This is a genomic window from Lonsdalea britannica, from assembly GCF_003515985.1.
Taxonomy (GTDB): domain Bacteria; phylum Pseudomonadota; class Gammaproteobacteria; order Enterobacterales; family Enterobacteriaceae; genus Lonsdalea; species Lonsdalea britannica.
In genome coordinates, this window is record NZ_CP023009.1 from 1,020,066 (window position 1) to 1,039,352 (window position 19,287).

A 19,287-nucleotide genomic window follows, 5' to 3' on the forward strand; every position below is an offset into this window, starting at 1 on the left:
TACAGTTTATCTGTCGTACCAGCAAGGCGGGCGTTTTTGGTGAAGGAAGGCACGCCATTTCTTTTCGTTATCGATATAGAAGGTATAAGACTATGAAAAACGTTAAAATTATCGTTGCAGCCGCTGTACTTTCCACCCTTTCGTTTGGCTCGTATGCGGCCAAATACATCAGCGTGGAACAGGCACAAAATATGGAAAAAATCGGCGAAGCCTCTGATACCGGCAGAGACTTAAGTACCCTTCAGCACAAATTCTCAGTCAAAGCCGATGAAGCCGGCGCTACGTCTTACACCATCACCAAAACCACCGGTGATCAGGTACTGCACGGCACGGCAAACTTCTACAAATAGTCCTGGCGCTGGCCTTATCCCGGTATATCCGTCTCAGCCGGATATACCGGGGAAGTGAATACGATATGCCGTCTCGTATTATCCCTTTAAGACAAACTTCTCAATGGCATAAGCCACGCCATCTTCCTGATTGGTTTTGGTGACGAACTGGCTGGCCGCTTTCACCTTCTCGATCGCGTTCCCCATTGCCACGCCAAGTCCTGCGTAGTCCAACATCGCCAAATCATTTTCCTGGTCGCCCAGCGCCATGACTTCATCGCGTTCAAGATTCAGGTGTTCCGCCAACATCTTGACGCCCTTGCCCTTGTTCACGCGCTTATCCAGAATTTCCAGATAGAAATCAGCACTTTTCATAATGGTATAGCGTTCGAAAACGTCGGCCGGAATCTTTTTTATGACCTCATCCAACAGCGCCGGTTCGTCTATCATCATCAGTTTGGGGAAACGCAACTTACGATCCATCTCTTCCACGGACCGGTACCGTAACGGCATTTTAGTGAGAAAAGACTCATGCACCGTATAAGCGCTGATGTTCTTATTGGCGGTGTAGACAAAGTTAAAATCTAACGCGTGGAAATGAACGCCCAGATCCCGCGCCAGCTGTTCAAAATAGAGATAGTCATCGAAATTCAGCGTCGTCTCAGCAACGCACTCGGCACTCGCGGCTTTCTGAACCAGCGCACCGTTGTTGGTGATGCAGAAGTGATCGTCCTGATATAAATCCAACTCTTCCAGATAGCGCTTCACGCCAATATAAGGCCTTCCGGTCGCGAGAACGACGTGTACCCCTTTATCCCGCGCGGCGGCAATCGCCTCTTTTACCGCCGGAGATACGACGTTTTGTGGATTAAGCAACGTGCCGTCCATATCGATCGCAATAAGTTTGATTGTCATAATTCGTACCGGTGTCGGAATAATAAATCGTATGCTAACGCGCCTTTATGCAGCGATGCCAGTGAATATAGAACAAGGACAGGGTTTCCTGGGACAGGTGCAAAATCACGCTGAGTTGCCATTTAAAAGTGTGACATTGATCATATTATGCCGCGGCGAGAACGGAAATAACCCCGCTCAGTCGACATAACCGCGAATTAAAATAACGGGACGCTTTCTTCGCTTTTTAATTTTCTGAGTCCGCGTATGCACACGCTTTTATGGTGAAGATATCCCGGGAATAAACTACGAATGTCACGGAATATCTCTCACGAATTTTCTTGGCACCGCTGAAGTCGTTCAAGGGTATTTTTAGCAAATTGAAATAAGACGCGAATTTCATCGGCTATCCGCAAATAAAACCGGGAAAAGCATCCAATCGGTGTCCAAGAGAACCCGTCGCCGTGCTCTGCCAGTCGAGCAATGGTGGGGAAGTGAATGATAAAACGGTGCCCCCAAAGCAGGGAGTCTCACGCAACGTCGGGTCAGACGCCGACAAAAAAGGGAATAGCAGAAAATAAAGCCACCGGAGAGAAAACACCGCCTTTGGCAGGAACCTCCCGCGGCGCGTCACCATAGCCGTTCAACACACCCGCCACTCTAATCCTGAAGCAGCGGGTGATAACACGTTAAACTTCTTCGTCATCCTGCAGCGGGACAATCAGCATATCGACATGAATGGTATTGATCAGCTGACGAGCAGAGGACATCAGCTTGCTCCAGAAGTCCTGATGGTGTCCGCACATCACTAAATCGACATCGTACTTGTGAATAGCATCCAGCAGTACCTGGCCCAGATCGCCGCTCCCGCTTAGGGTCTCCGCAATAGGATATCCCGCGTTCTGCGACAGGTCTTTCAAGGCATTTTGCGTTTCTTCAGAGATGCGCTGCTGCATATCGCCGAGGTTGACGTCGATCAGTCCGGTGTAGAGGTCGGAATAGTTAACATCGACATGAATCAGGGAAACCTTGGCATTATACGGCTTGGCCATTGAGACCGCCTTCTCGACCAGCATTTTGCTTTCCGGCGACAGGTCGACGGCAATAAGAATATGTTTATAAGCCATAATAAGCTCCTTCCATAAAGACTAATGAATGGGTCGGCAGATATTTCTCCTGCCAAACTGATACTTACTGGCGATCTGCATCATAACACTCGCCATCAATCGGGAGATGTTCAGCAGATCACAACGCCGTAGAGTGGCGGTTAGCTGTAGTCACGGAACCCATCACCACGCCTCCCTATCCTGAAGTTAACGTCAGTGTACGCCGATAAGCGGCACCACCGACGAAAAATCACGTGAACGCATAAGTATAGTTAAAGATCGCACGCGATAAGGCTAACAAAACAGGCTGAGATGATGGGGGGGATCCTGCCAATTTTTCATCACATTAGCATGTCTAAGAGACATTAACGGCGTTATAGTAAAAAAATGAAACGGTCTTCTACAATGAAAATAATCCCGCGTCGTTAACTCCGCGTGGAGAACAAGAAGACCGCCAGCAGTAGACAATATCCGCAGACCGCGCCTTGATATGCAACGATCGGGCCGCTCGGAAACATCGCATACATGATATTTGGGATGACTATTCACAGGTGTAAACAACGGAGATTCGTGACGTAAAAACACCTGCCGAATAGCTAAGCGGGAGGGGAGCATGGTAATCAGCACGTTTGCGCTTTTCTGGGCTTTATGCATCATCTGCGTCATCAATATGGCGCGTTATTACTCTTCTTTGCGAGTGTTGCTGCTGGTATTGCGAGACTGCGATCCGCTGCTATATCAGTACGTGGATGGACGCGGTTTCTTCACCGCTCACGGCCAGCCCAGCAAGCAGCTGAGGCTTGTTCGTTACATCTACAGCCAACGTTATCTCGACCACCACGACCCCGAATTCATCCGTCGCTGTGAACGCGTTCGCGGGCAGTTCCTGCTCACATCCGCGTTGTGCGGACTGGTCGTCGTGAGCCTTATCGCCCTACTCGTTTGGCACTAGAGATTCGCAAGCGTTTAAGGGGCGTCGCGGACGACATTTTCTTGAATTTTGCCCATATAAAAAGGCGACCTGAGGTCGCCTTTTTATCGTACGTATTGCTGTCGTTCAGCGTTAAATCAGCTTCAGCGTCAACCAGTACAGCACGCCGGACAGTACCAGCGATACCGGCAGCGTAAAGATCCAGGCCAGCAGGATGCTTTTCACCGTCTTACTCTGGACACCGCCACCATCTACGATCATCGTCCCCGCCACGGCGGACGAGAGCACATGCGTAGTGGACACCGGCATTCCAGTATAGCTGGCGACCCCAATCGAGAGCGCGGCCGTGACCTGAGCCGAGACGCCCTGAGCATAGGTCATCCCTTTCTTACCAATCTTCTCACCGATCGTAACGGCAACACGTTTCCACCCCACCATGGTTCCCAGAGACAGAGCCAATGCCACAGCGACGATAATCCACAGCGGCGCATACTCAACGGTATGCAGCAAATCGGTACGCAAATTGGTCAGCAGGCGTTTGTCTTCGGTGTTCGTTTCCGGCAGCTTGATGATGCGGTCCATGGTATCGGAAATACACATCAGCAAACGGCGAACCTGACCACGGTCGTCGCTAGACAACTCGCTGTAGTCTTTCAGGTTGTTCAGCAAACCCAAAGAGTGATCGATCGCCAGCATCACGCGAGAGCTATCACAATGGAAATCTGATTTACCCTCGACAGGAATGGTTTTTTCCGGCGCCGGAATCAACGGTGGAGACAGGTCGATGACATGTTTCAGCGCTTCGCCATGCGCAAGGTAGTATCCCTGCAGATTAACGACCGCATCGCGGGTTCGGCTAATGTCATAACCCGACGCATTCATGTTCAGCACGAAACCTGCGGGCGCGACGCCGATCAGCACCAGCATAATCAGGCCGATACCTTTCTGACCATCGTTGGCGCCGTGGGAGAAACTGACGCCGACGGCGGACAGGATCAAGGCAGTACGCGTCCAGAACGGCGGTTTGCGCTTGCCATCCTGTTTCTCACGTTCGGCTGGCGTGAGGTGAACCCGTTTTCTTTTCTTGGTGTTGCTCCAGTAGCGACGTAGCAGGAACACCATCAGCCCTGCGATAATCATGCCCACAATCGGCGACAGAATCAGCGACAGGAAAATGCTGACCATCTTCGGAATATTGAGCGCATCCACAACCGACGTATTCGTCAGCAGTGCATTGGTCAAACCGATACCGATAATAGAGCCGATCAGGGTATGAGAGCTAGACGCCGGCAACCCGAAGTACCAGGTCCCCAGGTTCCAGATGATCGCAGCCAGCAGCATGGAAAAGACCATAGCCAGGCCGTGAGCAGAGCTGACATTCAGCAACAGATCGGTAGGCAGCAGGTGGACGATGGCGTAAGCAACGCTTAATCCGCCCAAAAGTACCCCAAGGAAGTTAAATATTCCCGCCATCACCACAGCGAGCTGGGCGCGCATGGCACGAGTATAAATAACGGTAGCAACAGCATTGGCAGTATCGTGAAAGCCGTTAATGGCTTCGTAAAACAATACAAACAGCAAAGCCAAAATCAACATCAGACCGGTGTGGAAATCAATTCCGGCAAATAAATGTAGCATAAGCGTTAGGCCATATAGTGGTCATCAACGCGGCGCATTATCGGCGACAAGCAGGGCTTGGGAAAAGGAAAATCTGACATTATTTTGACTTATTTTAACCCAATCATCCTTCAGCTAATAATTTATTCAATAAAAATCAGACAATTGGACCTTATTACGAAATTCTGCAATTTGTAACACTGGTCAGATCACAGGACGAGCACTACAATCTGCCGCCCTGAACGGCAATTCGGCCGCAGGCCGAAACCCGACGAATTGCGGGGAGCAAAACACGTGGAACACTATGATGTAGTCGTAATTGGCGCTGGCGCGGCAGGACTTTTCTGCGCGGCGCAGGCGGGACAGAAAGGCCTGCGGGTGCTGCTTGTGGATAATGGTAAAAAACCGGGACGCAAAATTTTGATGTCCGGGGGCGGACGCTGCAACTTCACCAACCTGTATGCAGAGCCAGGCGCTTACCTGTCTCAAAACCCGCATTTCTGCAAGTCCGCTCTGGCGCGCTACACCCAGTGGGACTTTATCGATCTGGTGAATCGCCACGGCATCGCCTATCACGAGAAAACCCTCGGACAACTGTTTTGCGATGACTCGGCTCAACAAATCACCGACATGCTGCTTAAAGAGTGTGAGCAAGGCCAGGTGACGCTGCGTTTGCGCAGTGAAGTGCTGGAAGTTGAAAAGCGCGATGCATTTACGATCCGCTTGAACAACGGTGCAGTTCAGAGCCCGGAGTTGGTGATCGCGACAGGCGGTCTGTCGATGCCTGGACTCGGCGCCACGCCCTTCGGTTATCAGCTTGCGCAGCAGTTCTCCATCAACGTGCTGCCCACCCGCGCGGCGCTGGTGCCCTTCACGCTGCACAAACCGTTGTTAGAACAATTACAAACGCTGTCCGGCGTCTCAGTTCCGTCTCTCATCGAAGCGGAAAACGGCGTAACCTTCCGTGAGAATATCCTGTTCACCCACCGCGGACTGTCTGGTCCCGCGGTACTTCAGCTTTCCAGCTACTGGCAGCCGGGCGAATTCGTCACCATCAATCTGCTGCCCGATCACGATCTGACCGCACTGCTTGATGCGGAACGCCTCGCACATCCCAATCAGAGTCTAAAAAATACGCTGGCGCAGTGGTTACCCAAACGGCTGGTGGAGTGTCTTCAGGCGCTGGGGCAGTTGCCGGATGTGACGCTCAAGCAGTTGCAAAAACCGCAGCAAACACAGGTAGAAAGCACGCTACAGCAGTGGCGAGTCCAGCCCAATGGTACCGAAGGCTACCGTACGGCAGAAGTGACGCTGGGTGGCGTCGATACCCACGAGCTTTCCTCAAAAACGCTGGAAGCCAGCAAGGTGCCGGGGCTGTACTTCATCGGAGAAGTCGTGGACGTCACCGGTTGGCTCGGCGGTTACAACTTCCAATGGGCCTGGAGCTCTGCCTGGGCCTGCGCTCAGGCTTTAGGGAAGTAACGGCTCATTTGCCTGCGTGAAAGCGCAGGCGCGGCGCCCAACGAACGTAAATCAATTCGGCGATCAGTTCGACCAACGTCTGCGTAACTACCACGACCGGCATCAGCGGTAACGCGCCGGGAACCGCCAGCGCCAATGGCAAAATGACCAGTGAATTGCGCGTCGCGGCGCTGAACACCACGCCCCTTCCCGCCGCCGCCTTCAACGTCAAGAGCCGCCCCACGCCCCAGCCCACCAGCGGCGCAAAAACCGAGAACAAGACATAAACGGGCAACACCGCCAGCGCAGTCGCGCGCGACTGCGTTAGCTGCGGTACGACAAACGCCGTAATCACCGCCAACACTAGCGCCGTCGCCGGTACGGGAAGACATCCAAGCCAGTGCGTCATAACCCGCCCCGCGGAGGACGCCTGACTCCAGCGTTGGAAGATCCATGCCAACAGCAGCGGAATGGCAATCATGGTGATAAAAGCATGCAGGAAAGGCGCGATGCTGATGGTCTGCGCCGTATCGAACAACAGGCCCAAATACAGCGGCAACAGCAACATTTGTAAAAGCAGCAATAGTGGCGTTGCGGCAAGCAACAGACGGGAGTCCGCCTGACCCTGCTGACAAAACGTCACCACGTAATCGATGCAGGGACATAGCAACACCATCGCGACCCCATAGGCCACCACCGGCGGCAAGGGAAATAGCATCAACAACAACGCCACTAGCACAGGGATCGCGACAAAATTGGCGATAAACAGAGCCAGCAGGAAGCGCACATGGCGAAAGGCATAAAGCATCTCTCCCAACGGCAGCGACAAAAAAGTCACGAACAGCATGAATGCCAAGGCCGGGTTGAGTGCCACCACCACGCCCGACGCCGTAGGCCAGCAGGCAGCAATGACCGCCGCCGCGACCATGGTCAAAAAATAAATTCCGGTTTGCCGGTTTTCCAGCGTGTCTTTTATCTGGCTCATAGGAAGTCGGACATACTTAATGAGAAAACGGCTGGCATCATGTCAGAAATAACCGGCATTGCCTATTAGCACCCGGAGTGGGGGCCGGTATTGCATTGGAGTGAATAGCGATGGCAACGTGAAATAGAGAATTGTCTGCGTCAGAAGGAGACAAAAACAAAAAAACCCGCTGTCGTTAGCGGGTTTATTGATGAAGACAACCGGGTCTTGTCTTCTTTAAATTTGGTCGGTGAGAGAGGATTCGAACCTCCGACCCCTTCGTCCCGAACGAAGTGCGCTACCAGGCTGCGCCACTCACCGAATGCGGGGCGCATATTACTGCGCCCCTGATAACGCGTCAATCCCTTTTTAACAAACGGCCATGGAGTTGGCGACAAAGTGTGCGACGCAATTTCCGGGAAAAAGCGGAACCTGCATCTTATTGATTTTAATCAATGAACCGGTTTCGAACACCAGTTGTTGCTCTGATTGATGCCGCCATCTGGAGAGGTATAGCCCAAGCATCCCAATACCGAGTCGAAGATCTCCTCGTGGCGCAGAATTTCACCCGCCTCCTTTCTGGCCTTCAAATTCGCGAAGGCTTGCTGATGTTCTGACTCAGCCAGGAACTTGTCAGATGCCCACATCATTATCGGCGAACGGAACTGCTCCGGTGGCGCGACATGGCGTGGCGTTCCATGCAAGTGTGAGTTCTCATCGATTGATTCGCCATGGTCGGACGAATAGAACACCAACGCTTTCTTATCTCTCATCTGATCGATGACCTGCTCGATAAACGCATCCGTGTAGAGAATGCTGTTGTCGAAAGAGTTGATGAGCTGCTCTCGGGTACAAGAAGCGTCCACACTCATACACTCCGGCTGATAGCGGGCGAAGCTGCGCGGATAGCGCATCGAATACTGGTAGTGTGACCCTTTGGTATGCAGGACGATCAGATGTTTACCTTTGGTATAACGCGCCAATGAGGCCTTCATCTCATCCACCAACAGCATGTCGTCCACTGATTTTCCATCGTTGCGTTTTTCAGAGGCAATCATCTCGCGGATAGAGTAGTTATCAGCCCGAATATTGTTGTAGAACCACACCTCGCTTTGCATGGCGAACAGCTCCGAGGAGAATCCCAATCCTTTCATCACGGAAAAAATATTGTGCTCTTTTAGCGTCCGCTGGGGATTATCTTCGGTCCCACCTTCACGCACAAACATGCAACGCATCGAGAGCTTGGTGGCGGTGTCGCAAGATCTCCCGCGAAACGCCAGTAGGTTTTTTTCTTTATCCAACAGAGGCGTTGTATCGCGCGAATAGCCTAACAGCCCCAGATGATCCCACCGCGTCGTCTCGCCAATGATAAATACGACGTAGGTGTCATCAATATCGCTGGGCGCCTGATAGGTAAAATGAGTACTTGGGTCAAACAGGGAAGATGCGTCCTGATTTTCATCGTAATGGGCATAAGCGAACAGTCCCAAGGCAGACAACCAGTTCGACGGTAGATATGAGTGAGCCACTACGCCGCCATAGCTGGGTAAATCCTGATTGGACGCTTTCTCCGCATCAGCGTTGACCTTGCCCATATAATCCATAGGCAGCCAGACCAGCGCGACGATAACCGCCAAACCCAGCGCCGCTCGCAGACGCTTCCCTGGTGTCTTCAACTGTTCTAGCAACGTTTGGTGTAGGCGACTTGTCCAGATGAGCGCCAGCGGCGGCACGCTGACGAGTATCATCCACAGTACGAAATTGATGCCAATCACCTCTCGAGAGAGATCGATATCTGTCGTCATCACTGAAGCGATGATGCCATATCCGATAACCACATTAAAAAAGGTCATGTAATAGCTGGCAGCCACTGAAATTAATGTCAGTAACGAAGCCAGAATACGAAAGCATTTTTTCCCACCCAGAGAAATAAGCCGCATCAGGAAAAAAGTAAACAGAATGCAAGCCAGCAGCTCCGCTACGGCAGAAAGAAAATGCGTGGCATGTTTAAGGTCGAAAATAGCCAGAGAATCAAAACGGCGGTAATAAACGGATAGATTCAGGAATAAGCCTATATAAAAAGCTAATATCCAGGAAACTTTGGGTTGGGGAAATGACATCGACACTTTCATTCTTATAATCTGCTCCAGAGGCTCACGTTTGTAAACAGACACCGTAGCCCCCCTCGGAGTTCATTATCTTTGAGCAAGATACGGTAATTAATGCTATGTAATGCAAGCCCCCGCCTTCAGGTTGTCGTATCTGACCGTTTAATTGACAGAGGTATTCATAAAATGATTAGGTCAATTAATCTATTCTGTAAGGATAATGGCCTAAGTCACTAGTTTTCATGTGTGAATAAAAGGGTTGGTATCTTAATTTGAATGCCATGATAAATAATTCCCTACGATTTCATCAGCAACATTCACCTTTAATAAAATTATTTATTGGTTATCTCACTTACTTTTTTATGATAACCCTTTAACTCTCGCTGAAAGAATAAAATTCCTCGCTATTTAATACCGTAGGACTCAAGTTGCCGCATCATTGATTGCACCTCTGGATGATGTAAAAACTGACTTATCTTACGCGCACGAAGGCGACCCACACCGGAAAACAGCTGCCACTCATCAAGGCTACGCTGTTGAAGCTGGACAAAAGATTGTCCTTGCAATGCGCCCTGCGCTGATTGCGGCAAAGGTATCCCCAAGGCCAGAAGCCAACGTGAGAGCGGCAGCTGGCGCGTTGACTGAAATTGTTGGTGTAACTCCGCCGCACGCGCTTCACCGACAGAGGTCGCGGCGCTAATCTGGCGGCGGTCCAGAGCAAGCCAGGCAACCAAATCCTTCAACGGCTCACCCTGCATCAACCGTTTCCACATACCTTCGCGTAATCCCCGGATTGCCAATCCCTCATCGCTGCTGAGCCAGACCAGACGGGCCAGAAATTGCGGATGGCAGTCTCTGCTCCACCGGAAGCAGGAAAACGCGTCGAACTGCGCGGCGTCGGGTGTATCCACCGTCGGACGCTCCACGCTACGCCACACAACGCCATCAAGCCGGGGAATACCCCGCCCTGCGAGACTCACTGTCACGCGATCTCCCGGCACAACATCCCATTGCCGCCAGCGAGCTACAGACCCAACGTTCACTCGGCTGACCTGCTTATCATCCAGCGTCACCGTTTTCAGCATCAAAACAGCCCCTGTTTTCCCGGTTCGCCCCACCGGGAATTCAATTCCCGTGACCTCTGCGACGCGATGAATCGGGGGATATTTCCAGGCAATCGCCCACTCAGAGCCTCCTGGCTGCCAATAGCGCCCTTCGGGTTCCTTGTCCTGACGGATCACCACGCCATCGGTAACGAAAGGCAATGGCGACCGATACCAATGCTCACGCCAGCGGCGAGCCTCAGCCAACGAAGTGACAGGCTTGGAATAGCGCTCCGCCAGCGCAAACCCCATTTTCCGCAGCGCCGTCAACCGCTGTGTCATGCTGCGCGGGCCATCGGGCCATGCCCAGATAAAAATCCCCATCTGTCCCAGCCGAGGTGACGGCTGTATACGCCGCATTTCGCCTGCAACCAGCGCCCGGGCATTAAGGCCGCCAAGCTGATTCTGACGATGATTTTCCATCGGAAGAAAAATCTCGCCCTGGAAAACCACACGCTCCGGTATCTCGAGGTGGCGGCCTCGGGTAATTTGCTGAGGGACCGCCGAAATCTGCCGAACCTTCTCCGTCCAATCTTCTCCCTGCCGCCCATTGCCTCGACTGACGGCAGAGATCAGGCGACCTTGCTCATAAACCAGCGTCACCGCCACACCGTCGACCTTGGGTTGGACCCAAAGATGATGCCGGGCCGACATCCATTGCCGTAGCTCGCCCTCGTCGGAAAGTTTTCTTAGGCCGGTGTGCGCCACAGGGTGAAGCGTTTTACCCTGGCGGGATAGGCGCACCTCGAACCCCATGTTCTGCGATGGAAAACAGCGCTGCCAGCTTGCCAACATCGACCGCATCTGGTCGTACGTATCATCGGGAACCGGGCTGTAGCCCTCTTCATGATATGCCTTATCCCACAGCGTCAATTGCTGCCCCAGACGCTGCATTTCCTCCCGCGCCCGCAGGGGCGCCCACTCAGGACAAATGTCGGTAGCCGAAGCCAGCTCCGTCAACAGTACCGCCGCGACACCCAGCCAATATCCATATCGCATACATCCCCCAGCCTCCGTTCAACGCAGCGGCAGTAAAGCACATAGTCCGAACACTAAACGAGGTCAGAGACGTACCTTTGCGAGCCGTTTCGCAGACAATTAGCGCAATGACAGCAAGGAGAGAAAAAACGGCGGAGCGCTTCGCAAGGAAAAACAAAGGGATTTGATGACGGCAAAAAAATAAGCCAATTTGTCAAACAAGGCGGGTTCAATACTTACGCTGCGCGACTGACGGCGGCGCGGCATGTATAATGCGGGGAACTGCGCGTTCCGCTGCATCAATTCTAAATACTGAATCAGATACATTCACTATGGCTCAAGGCACGTTATATATTGTTTCCGCACCGAGCGGTGCCGGAAAATCCAGTTTGATTACTGCGCTGTTGAAAACGCAGCCGCTGTATGACACACAGGTTTCCATTTCTCATACAACCCGCGATAAGCGGCCGGGAGAGAATCACGGCGAGCACTACTATTTTGTGCCGGTTGATGAGTTTAAAAGCATGATTGGAAACGACGAGTTTCTGGAATATGCCGAGGTTTTCGGTAACTATTACGGAACATCTCGTACCGCCATTGAACAAGTGCTGTCTACCGGCGTGGATGTATTCCTGGACATAGACTGGCAGGGCGCCAAGCAGATTCGCGAGCGGATGCCTTCCGCACGCAGTATTTTCATCCTGCCGCCTTCCAAAGAAGAGCTTGAGCGTCGCCTGCGCGGCCGAGGTCAGGACAGCGAAGAAGTGATTAATCGACGCATGGCACAGGCGATCGCCGAAATGAGCCACTATGCTGAATACGATTATCTTCTCGTTAACGATGACTTTGACTTGGCGCTGCAGGACTTGAAAACCATCATACGCGCTGAACGTCTGCGTTTATCCCGCCAGAAAGTGCGGCATGACGGTTTAATCACCAAACTATTGGCAGACTGACGGCACATTCAGTATCATGCCCAGTCTTTTTTTATTTCCCTGTGGAGTACCTCATTATGGCACGCGTAACTGTTCAAGACGCTGTAGAAAAAATTGGTAACCGTTTTGACCTGGTGTTGGTCGCTGCCCGTCGCGCCCGTCAGATCCAGGTTGGGGGCAAAGATGCTCTGGTTCCTGAAGAAAACGACAAATACACGGTTATCGCACTGCGTGAGATCGAAGAAGGTCTGATCACTTCGCAGATTCTGGACGCCCGTGAACGTCAGGAGCAGCAGGAGCAGGAAGCCGCAGAAATTCAGGCGGTCACCGCAATTGCTGAAGGTCGCCGCTAATAACACCACGAGTCGCCCTTGTATCTGTTTGAAAGCCTTAATCTGCTGATTCAGAATTACCTGCCCGAAGACCAGATAAAACGTCTCCGGCAGGCTTACCTTGTCGCACGTGATGCTCACGAGGGACAGACTCGCTCCAGTGGCGAGCCCTACATCACCCATCCAGTAGCCGTAGCCTGCATTTTGGCCGAGATGCGTCTCGACTATGAAACGCTCATGGCGGCGCTACTGCATGACGTGATCGAAGATACGCCCGCCACCTATCAGGATATGGAACAGCTGTTCGGCAAAAGCGTCGCCGAACTGGTGGAAGGTGTTTCCAAGCTGGATAAGCTGAAATTTCGCGACAAGAAAGAAGCGCAAGCAGAAAACTTTCGCAAAATGATCATGGCGATGGTGCAAGACATCCGCGTCGTCCTGATCAAACTTGCCGACCGCACGCACAACATGCGGACGCTGGGGGCACTAAGGCCGGATAAACGCCGCCGCATCGCCCGGGAAACGCTGGAAATCTACAGCCCGCTGGCTCATCGGCTCGGTATTCATCACCTAAAAACCGAACTGGAAGAGCTGGGGTTTGAAGCGCTCTATCCGAACCGTTACCGCGTCATCAAAGAAGTGGTGAAAGCCGCGCGCGGCAACCGTAAGGAAATGATTCAGAAGATCCTCTCGGAAATCGAAGGGCGTTTGCTGGAAGCCGGTATCCCCTGTCGCGTCGGCGGCCGGGAAAAACATCTCTACTCCATCTATTGCAAGATGCACCTGAAAGAACAGCGTTTTCATTCCATTATGGATATTTACGCTTTTCGGGTGATCGTCCGCGATTTGGATACCTGCTACCGCGTGCTGGGCCAAGTTCACGGCCTGTACAAACCGCGCCCCGGTCGCGTTAAAGACTATATCGCCATCCCAAAAGCCAACGGCTATCAATCTCTGCATACCTCTTTGATCGGGCCGCACGGCGTCCCCGTTGAAGTGCAGATCCGTACGGAAGATATGGATCAAATGGCTGAGATGGGTGTCGCCGCGCACTGGGCTTATAAAGAAGGCGAAAGCAGCACAACCGCACAGGTTCGCGCGCGCCGCTGGATGCAAAGCCTGATGGAACTACAGCAAAGCGCAGGTAGTTCATTTGAATTTATCGAAAGCGTGAAGTCGGATTTGTTTCCAGACGAAATGTACGTCTTCACGCCCGAAGGCCGCATTGTCGAACTGCCCTCCGGCGCCACGCCGGTGGACTTCGCCTACGCGGTGCATACCGACATCGGCCACGCCTGCGTGGGCGCACGTGTCGACCGGCAGCCGTATCCGTTGTCTCAGGCACTGAAAAGCGGCCAAACGGTTGAGATCATTACGGCTCCTGGCGCACGGCCTAACGCCGCCTGGCTGAATTTCGTCGTCAGCTCCAAAGCCCGCGCCAGAATTCGTCAGCTACTGAAGAACCTGAAGCGCGACGATTCCGTCAGCTTAGGACGTCGTCTGCTGAATCATGCGCTGGGTCACGGACGCAAGCTGTCTGAAGTTCCCGCGCCTAATATTCAGCGCGAGCTAGACCGGATGAAGCTTTCCTCGCTGGACGATCTGCTGGCGGAAATCGGCCTTGGCAACGCCATGAGCATCGTGGTGGCCAGAAATCTGCTGGAAGAAGATACCGGATTGAGCAGTTCCGGTATCCGCAAACTCCCGATCAAAGGCGCCGACGGCGTGTTGGTGACCTTCGCCAAATGCTGTCGCCCCATTCCGGGCGACCCGATTATTGCGCACGTCAGCCCCGGTAAAGGTCTGGTGATCCACCATGAATCCTGCCGCAATATCCGCGGTTACCAGAAAGAACCTGAAAAATTCATGGCGGTAGAGTGGGACAAGGTCACCGAGCAGGAATTCCTGACCGAAATCAAGGTGGACATGCTCAACCATCAGGGCGTACTGGCCAACCTGACTGCAGCTATAAACACCGCCAATGCCAATATCCAGAGCATCAATACGGAAGAAAAAGACGGCAGGGTGTACAGTGCCTTCATACGCCTGACAGCGCGCGACCGTGTTCATCTCGCGAACATCATGCGCAAAATCCGCGTGATGCCGGATGTGATTAAAGTTAACCGTAACCGAAACTAATCTGTTATGACGCCAGAACGCTATGCGCGCATCAGAGAGATGCTGAATCACCGCCAACCCGATCTGACGGTGTGTATGGAACAGGTCCATAAGCCTCATAATGTCTCCGCCGTTATTCGTACGGCGGATGCTGTAGGCGTGCATCAAGTTCACGCCATATGGCCGACCGGCCATATGAGAACGCTGGTTTCCACCGCCGCGGGCAGCAATAGCTGGGTAAAAGTCAAAACGCACGCCACGATTAAAGACGCCGTCGGACATCTGAAGACCCAGGGTATGCAAGTTCTGGCCACCAACCTTTCTGACAAAGCCGTTGATTTTCGCGACATTGATTACACCCGCCCGACCTGCATTCTTCTTGGACAGGAAAAAAACGGCATCTCCGCCGAAGCGCTGGCTTTGGCAGACCAGGACATCATTATTCCGATGACCGGCATGGTTCAATCTCTCAATGTTTCCGTTGCTTCCGCGCTAATTCTGTATGAAGCGCAGCGTCAACGACAGATGGCTGGCATGTATCATCGGGATACCAGCCCGCTGGACGAAGAGGAGCAACAGCGCCTGTTGTTTGAGGGCGGTTACCCCGTTCTCGCCCGCGTGGCGAAACGCAAAGGACTTCCACGACCGCGTATAGACCAGCAGGGTCAGGTGATTGCCGACACCCCGTGGTGGGCCGCCATGCAGTCCACGGAACAATAATGCGCGGACGCCTGCTGAATACCCAACCGCTGAACACGCTTGTCGGCGTCGGGCCCAGTCAGGCAAATAAACTGGCCCGCATCGGCCTGGAGACGGTGGAAGACCTGCTGTTTCATCTACCGCTACGCTATGAAGATCGCACCCAACTTTACCCCATCAACGACCTGCTGCCGGGCATCTATGCCACAGTAGAAGGTGAAATTCTGCGCTGCGACGTTACCTTCGGCAGCCGACGTATGCTGACCTGCCAGATCAGCGACGGCAGCGGCATGCTCACGCTGCGTTTTTTCAACTTCAACGCCGCCATGAAGAACAGCCTGGCTACGGGCCAACGGGTTATCGCTTATGGCGAAATCCGCCGCGGCAAGCTGGGGGCTGAAATTATTCACCCCGAGTATCGGGTACAGGGCGAAGAAAGCGATGTGGCATTACAGGAGACACTGACGCCGGTCTATCCCGCCACCGACGGCATCCGTCAGGCCACACTGCGCAAGCTGACCGATCAGGCGCTGAAACTGCTCGACCGCCACCCGATTGATGAGCTTCTTCCCCAGGAGCTCAATCACACGATGATGAGCCTGACGGAAGCGTTGCATACGCTACATCGGCCGCCGCCCAACATGCAGTTGAGCGAGCTGGAACAGGGTAAGCATCCGGCCCAGCAACGGCTAATCATGGAAGAGCTTCTGGCTCACAACCTGAGCATGCTGGCTGCACGGGCCGGCGCGCAGCGTTACCACGCGCTGGCGTTGCCTCCTCGCGATTCGCTAAAACAGCAGTTGCTGGCCGCCCTGCCGTTTTCGCCGACTCAGGCGCAAGAACGCGTCGTCGCCGAAATCGAACAGGATCTGAATCACCCCTATCCCATGATGCGACTGGTGCAGGGCGACGTCGGCTCCGGCAAAACGCTGGTGGCGGCTTTGGCCGCGTTGCGCGCTATTGCTCACGGTAAACAGGTCGCCCTCATGGCGCCGACCGAGCTGTTAGCAGAACAGCATGCGCACAATTTCCGTCAATGGTTTGCGCCTCTCGGCATCAACGTTGGATGGCTGGCCGGAAAGCAGAAAGGCAAGGCACGGCAGGCTCAGCAGGACGCCATCGCCAACGGCGATGTCGGTATGGTCGTCGGCACGCACGCCATTTTCCAACAGCAGGTTCAGTTTAACGGTCTGGCGCTGGTGATTATCGATGAGCAGCATCGGTTTGGCGTCCATCAGCGGCTTGCCCTGTGGGAAAAAGGCGAGCAGCAAGGATTTCACCCCCATCAGCTGATTATGACGGCGACGCCGATCCCGCGTACGCTGGCGATGACGGCCTACGCTGACCTGGAAACGTCCGTCATCGATGAACTTCCTCCGGGCCGAACCCCCGTCACGACCGTCGCCATCCCCGACACTCGCCGCAGCGATATCATCCAGCGTGTCGACAATGCCTGCCAGCAGGAAGGCCGTCAGGCCTACTGGGTATGTACCCTTATTGAGGAGTCGGACCTTCTGGAAGCGCAGGCGGCGGAAGCGACCTGTCAGGAACTGCGCGAAGCGCTGCCTGAACTCACCATCGGGCTGGTGCATGGGCGGATGAGGGCGCAGGAAAAACAGCAGGTAATGGAAGCGTTCAAGTCAGGCCAAATTCAGCTGCTCGTCGCCACGACCGTGATTGAAGTCGGCGTAGACGTCCCCAACGCCAGCCTGATGATTATCGAAAACCCCGAACGACTCGGTCTGGCGCAGCTGCACCAGCTACGCGGACGTGTAGGCCGCGGCTCGGTCGCCTCCCACTGCGTGCTGTTGTACAAATCTCCGCTCAGCAAAACCGCCCAGAAGCGATTGCAGGTATTACGGGATAGCAACGATGGCTTTGTGATCGCACAACGCGATCTTGAGATTCGTGGACCGGGTGAACTGCTAGGCACCCGTCAAACCGGCAGCGCCGAATTCAAGGTCGCCGATTTGCTGCGGGATCAGGCGTTAATCCCCCAAGTTCAGCGGATTGCACGCCATATTCATGAGCACTACCCCGACCACGCGCAAGCACTGATTGAACGCTGGCTGCCGGAAAGCGCGCGCTACACCAACGCCTGACTGTCGACGGCGATCACTTCCTTCCACATTCTCCTTTGCGTTCGTGCATCAAAATGACACGCGCAACCGTTTGCTTTTATTAGGCAGATCATTAAAATGCGTTTTTTGTCGTTCTGGAGTGCCAACCGCCATGCGTATTCCCTCTGCCGAACCTTTGCGCCCGGAAGAACCCGCCGCTGTTCATCCACGCAGCGAACTCATCTACCGCCTTGAAGACCGCCCTCCGTTGCCGCAAACGCTGTTTGCCGCCGGCCAGCATCTGTTAGCCATGTTCGTCGCCGTTATCACACCGGCGTTACTGATCTGTCAGGCGCTCGGGCTACCCGCGCAAGATACGCAACACATTATCAGCATGTCGCTGTTTGCATCCGGTCTGGCCTCCATACTGCAAATCAAAACCTGGGGGCCTGTGGGTTCCGGGCTGCTGTCGATTCAGGGCACCAGCTTTAACTTTGTGACGCCGCTGATTATGGGCGGATTGGCGTTGAAAAACGGCGGTGCAGATGTTCCCACCATGATGGCCGCGCTGTTCGGCACACTGATGGTCGCCTCTTGTACCGAGATCCTGCTGTCCCGCGTTCTTCATCTGGCCCGGAGAATCATCACCCCGCTGGTTTCCGGCGTGGTCGTCATGATCATTGGCTTGTCGCTGATTCAGGTTGGGCTGACCTCGATTGGTGGTGGATTCGCGGCGATGAACGACCACTCGTTCGGCGCGCCCAAAAATCTGCTGCTGGCAGGCGTGGTCCTACTGGTTATCATCCTGCTGAATCGCCAGCGTAATCCCTATCTGCGGGTCGCCTCACTGGTCATCGCTATGGCCGTCGGGTATCTGGTGGCGTGGCTGATGGGCATGCTGCCGAAAGAAATGTCCAGCACGACACAGTCCGCCATCATGGTGCCGACACCGCTGTATTACGGTCTGGGCTTCGACTGGAGCCTGCTCGTACCGCTGATGCTGGTATTTATGGTGACGTCACTGGAAACCATTGGCGACATCACAGCGACGTCCGACGTCTCTGAACAACCCGTCCGCGGACCGCTGTACATGAAACGCCTGAAGGGCGGCGTGCTGGCCAACGGCCTAAACTCCATGCTTTCCGCGGTATTCAATACCTTTCCCAACTCCTGCTTCGGTCAGAACAATGGCGTAATCCAACTGACCGGCGTCGCCAGCCGCCATGTCGGTTTCGTCGTAGCGTTAATGCTGATTGTGCTGGGCCTATTCCCGGCCGTCAGCGGATTCGTTCAACACATCCCGGAACCAGTGCTCGGAGGCGCGACCATCGTGATGTTCGGCACGATCGCCGCCTCAGGCGTGCGCATCGTGTCTCGCGAACCGTTAAACCGCCGGGCGATTATGATCATCGCCCTCTCGCTGGCCGTGGGTCTGGGTGTTGCGCAGCAGCCGCTGATCCTGCAATTCGCGCCAGACTGGCTGAAAACGCTGCTGTCTTCCGGCATCGCTGCGGGCGGGATCACCGCCATCGTCTTGAATCTGGTGTTCCCGCAAGAGCAAGAAGAAAAAGAATAGGGAGCCTGCTTCCAGATATTTCGTATTTACCGTGCTAATCAGGGTCCCATGATGCAACATCGGACCCTGATTCTTG

15 protein-coding genes and 1 tRNA gene are annotated in these 19,287 nt (G+C 53.9%); 9 read left to right on the forward strand and 7 right to left on the reverse strand.

The genetic code is table 11. From position 1 onward, the window contains the following. Nucleotides 1–92: 92 nt before the first annotated feature. On the forward strand, nucleotides 93–350 hold the full coding sequence (gene bhsA, locus CKQ53_RS04850) for a multiple stress resistance protein BhsA (protein WP_085652509.1): 258 nt from the start codon (nucleotides 93–95) through the stop codon (nucleotides 348–350). A gap of 78 nt (nucleotides 351–428) precedes the next feature. Here bhsA and yidA read toward each other — a convergent pair whose 3' ends face one another. Next, the gene (yidA, locus tag CKQ53_RS04855; protein ID WP_085652510.1) at nucleotides 429–1,244 is read right to left on the reverse strand and encodes a sugar-phosphatase; all 816 of its coding nucleotides are present in this window, start codon (nucleotides 1,242–1,244) and stop codon (nucleotides 429–431) included. A 668-nt stretch (nucleotides 1,245–1,912) separates the two neighbouring features. Then, nucleotides 1,913–2,350: a universal stress protein UspA gene (gene uspA / locus CKQ53_RS04860; RefSeq protein ID WP_085652512.1), complete on the reverse strand. Its 438-nt coding sequence runs from the start codon at nucleotides 2,348–2,350 to the stop codon at nucleotides 1,913–1,915. A 592-nt stretch (nucleotides 2,351–2,942) separates the two neighbouring features. Between uspA and uspB the strand changes: the two genes are divergently transcribed. Continuing rightward, entirely contained in the window at nucleotides 2,943–3,281 is a 339-nt protein-coding gene (gene uspB, locus CKQ53_RS04865; protein WP_026743665.1) for a universal stress protein UspB, read from the forward strand. 111 nt (nucleotides 3,282–3,392) lie between these two features. On the opposite strand, the gene pitA is transcribed toward uspB, so the two are convergent. Next, complete coding sequence (pitA, locus tag CKQ53_RS04870; protein ID WP_085652513.1) at nucleotides 3,393–4,898, reverse strand: inorganic phosphate transporter PitA; 1,506 nt, start codon at nucleotides 4,896–4,898, stop codon at nucleotides 3,393–3,395. 273 nt (nucleotides 4,899–5,171) lie between these two features. Here pitA and CKQ53_RS04875 point away from each other — a divergent pair, with 273 nt between their 5' ends. Next, on the forward strand, nucleotides 5,172–6,359 hold the full coding sequence (locus CKQ53_RS04875; RefSeq protein WP_094118822.1) for a BaiN/RdsA family NAD(P)/FAD-dependent oxidoreductase: 1,188 nt from the start codon (nucleotides 5,172–5,174) through the stop codon (nucleotides 6,357–6,359). Nucleotides 6,360–6,363: 4 nt separating this feature from the next. Here CKQ53_RS04875 and CKQ53_RS04880 read toward each other — a convergent pair whose 3' ends face one another. The 4 genes from CKQ53_RS04880 to ligB form a co-directional block, all read right to left on the reverse strand. After that, nucleotides 6,364–7,323 (reverse strand): arsenic resistance protein, encoded by a 960-nt coding sequence (locus CKQ53_RS04880; RefSeq protein WP_094118823.1) that lies wholly within the window; start codon nucleotides 7,321–7,323, stop codon nucleotides 6,364–6,366. Nucleotides 7,324–7,546: 223 nt separating this feature from the next. Further along, a tRNA-Pro gene (locus tag CKQ53_RS04885) sits at nucleotides 7,547–7,623 on the reverse strand. A gap of 131 nt (nucleotides 7,624–7,754) precedes the next feature. After that, on the reverse strand, nucleotides 7,755–9,434 hold the full coding sequence (gene eptB / locus CKQ53_RS04890) for a kdo(2)-lipid A phosphoethanolamine 7''-transferase (protein ID WP_118894723.1): 1,680 nt from the start codon (nucleotides 9,432–9,434) through the stop codon (nucleotides 7,755–7,757). A 380-nt stretch (nucleotides 9,435–9,814) separates the two neighbouring features. Next, a complete protein-coding gene (gene ligB, locus CKQ53_RS04895; RefSeq protein WP_094118824.1) occupies nucleotides 9,815–11,512 on the reverse strand; it encodes an NAD-dependent DNA ligase LigB in 1,698 nt (565 codons plus the stop codon). Nucleotides 11,513–11,823: 311 nt separating this feature from the next. Between ligB and gmk the strand changes: the two genes are divergently transcribed. The 6 genes from gmk (at nucleotide 11,824) to CKQ53_RS04930 (ending at nucleotide 19,211) form a co-directional block, all read left to right on the forward strand. Next, nucleotides 11,824–12,447, forward strand: coding sequence for a guanylate kinase (gmk, locus tag CKQ53_RS04905; protein WP_094118826.1), 624 nt, complete (start codon nucleotides 11,824–11,826; stop codon nucleotides 12,445–12,447). Nucleotides 12,448–12,503: 56 nt separating this feature from the next. Then, nucleotides 12,504–12,779 (forward strand): DNA-directed RNA polymerase subunit omega, encoded by a 276-nt coding sequence (gene rpoZ, locus CKQ53_RS04910; protein ID WP_026740808.1) that lies wholly within the window; start codon nucleotides 12,504–12,506, stop codon nucleotides 12,777–12,779. 18 nt (nucleotides 12,780–12,797) lie between these two features. Continuing rightward, entirely contained in the window at nucleotides 12,798–14,897 is a 2,100-nt protein-coding gene (spoT, locus tag CKQ53_RS04915; RefSeq protein WP_118894725.1) for a bifunctional GTP diphosphokinase/guanosine-3',5'-bis pyrophosphate 3'-pyrophosphohydrolase, read from the forward strand. 6 nt (nucleotides 14,898–14,903) lie between these two features. Next, complete coding sequence (trmH, locus tag CKQ53_RS04920; protein WP_085652520.1) at nucleotides 14,904–15,596, forward strand: tRNA (guanosine(18)-2'-O)-methyltransferase TrmH; 693 nt, start codon at nucleotides 14,904–14,906, stop codon at nucleotides 15,594–15,596. Beyond that, on the forward strand, nucleotides 15,596–17,677 hold the full coding sequence (gene recG / locus CKQ53_RS04925) for an ATP-dependent DNA helicase RecG (RefSeq protein WP_094118827.1): 2,082 nt from the start codon (nucleotides 15,596–15,598) through the stop codon (nucleotides 17,675–17,677). The genes trmH and recG overlap by 1 nt, the downstream gene beginning before the upstream one ends. Nucleotides 17,678–17,807: 130 nt before the next feature. Then, nucleotides 17,808–19,211: a nucleobase:cation symporter-2 family protein gene (locus CKQ53_RS04930; protein WP_085652522.1), complete on the forward strand. Its 1,404-nt coding sequence runs from the start codon at nucleotides 17,808–17,810 to the stop codon at nucleotides 19,209–19,211. The last annotated feature ends 76 nt before the right edge of the window (nucleotides 19,212–19,287 follow it).

Coding starts and splice junctions, on each gene's coding strand:
- yidA (WP_085652510.1), bottom strand. CDS start 1,244: ATGACAATCAAACTTATTGCGATCGATATGGACGGCACGTTGCTTAAT.
- eptB (WP_118894723.1), bottom strand. CDS start 9,434: ATGAAAGTGTCGATGTCATTTCCCCAACCCAAAGTTTCCTGGATATTA.
- rpoZ (WP_026740808.1), top strand. CDS start 12,504: ATGGCACGCGTAACTGTTCAAGACGCTGTAGAAAAAATTGGTAACCGT.
- pitA (WP_085652513.1), bottom strand. CDS start 4,898: ATGCTACATTTATTTGCCGGAATTGATTTCCACACCGGTCTGATGTTG.
- bhsA (WP_085652509.1), top strand. CDS start 93: ATGAAAAACGTTAAAATTATCGTTGCAGCCGCTGTACTTTCCACCCTT.
- CKQ53_RS04930 (WP_085652522.1), top strand. CDS start 17,808: ATGCGTATTCCCTCTGCCGAACCTTTGCGCCCGGAAGAACCCGCCGCT.
- gmk (WP_094118826.1), top strand. CDS start 11,824: ATGGCTCAAGGCACGTTATATATTGTTTCCGCACCGAGCGGTGCCGGA.
- ligB (WP_094118824.1), bottom strand. CDS start 11,512: ATGCGATATGGATATTGGCTGGGTGTCGCGGCGGTACTGTTGACGGAG.
- uspB (WP_026743665.1), top strand. CDS start 2,943: ATGGTAATCAGCACGTTTGCGCTTTTCTGGGCTTTATGCATCATCTGC.
- uspA (WP_085652512.1), bottom strand. CDS start 2,350: ATGGCTTATAAACATATTCTTATTGCCGTCGACCTGTCGCCGGAAAGC.
- trmH (WP_085652520.1), top strand. CDS start 14,904: ATGACGCCAGAACGCTATGCGCGCATCAGAGAGATGCTGAATCACCGC.
- CKQ53_RS04880 (WP_094118823.1), bottom strand. CDS start 7,323: ATGAGCCAGATAAAAGACACGCTGGAAAACCGGCAAACCGGAATTTAT.
- recG (WP_094118827.1), top strand. CDS start 15,596: ATGCGCGGACGCCTGCTGAATACCCAACCGCTGAACACGCTTGTCGGC.